Genomic DNA, 440 nt, shown 5'->3' on the forward strand with positions numbered 1-440 from the left:
ACAGATCTGTTCGATGCCGCCACGGTGGAGCGGATGCTGGGTTGGCTGCAGCGCCTGGTGCAGGCGGCGGCCACCGAACCGAGCCTGCCCCTGCACTCGATCCCGATGCTCGATGCGGCCGAGCGTCACAAGGTACTGACGGAGTGGAACGACACAGCTCATGCGGTGCCTGATGCGACGTTGGTGAGTCTGTTTGAGGAGCAGGTGCGGCGTTCGCCGGAGGCTGTTGCCGTTGCGTTCGAGGGTGAGCAGGTTTCGTATGCGGAGTTGAATGTTCGGGCGAATCGTTTGGCGCGGGCGCTTGTGGCGCGGGGTGCTGGTCCGGAGTCGCTGGTGGCGGTGGCGTTGCCGCGTTCGGTGGAGCTGGTTGTGGCGTTGTTGGCGATTCTGAAGTCTGGTGCTGCCTATCTGCCGGTGGATCCGGAGTATCCGGCTGACCG

1 protein-coding gene is annotated in these 440 nt (G+C 64.5%); it reads left to right on the top strand.

The window, feature by feature from the left end; genetic code table 11:
- A partial coding sequence (locus tag IZR01_RS49575) for an AMP-binding protein (protein ID WP_194927931.1) occupies positions 1–440 on the top strand: 440 nt, incomplete at both ends.

Origin of the sequence: Catenulispora pinisilvae, from assembly GCF_015356865.1 — a bacterium.
In the GTDB taxonomy this organism is placed as follows: domain Bacteria; phylum Actinomycetota; class Actinomycetes; order Streptomycetales; family Catenulisporaceae; genus Catenulispora; species Catenulispora pinisilvae.